Raw genomic sequence first — 253 nt, 5'->3', positions numbered from 1 at the left:
GGCAGGCGGTCGACGGGATCCGGGAGAAGTACGGCCTCTCGGAACGTCACGCCTGCCGGCTCGTCGGTCAGCACCGCGGCACGCAGCGCTATGTGCCGACGGTGCCGGCCGACGAGGATGGGCTGACTGGACTTGCTTCAGTTCAGTGGAGAGCGGTTTGGTGGGCGATGCCCCTCTCGAACTCAGTGGGGCTTTTGAAGCCCAGCGCCGAGTGACGGCGGCAGGGATTGTAGAAGCCATCGATGTAACGGGC

1 pseudogene is annotated in these 253 nt (G+C 65.6%); it reads left to right on the top strand.

Annotation, left to right across the window (positions count from 1 at the left end):
- Positions 1–128: pseudogene (locus ACLBYB_RS33615) on the top strand (IS3 family transposase); the annotation flags it as partial.
- Positions 129–253 lie beyond the last annotated feature (125 nt).

It is taken from the genome of Methylobacterium sp. D54C, from assembly GCF_053345595.1.
The sequence above is the reverse complement of the archived record's forward strand: the minus strand, read 5'-3'. Positions and strand labels throughout refer to the sequence as shown.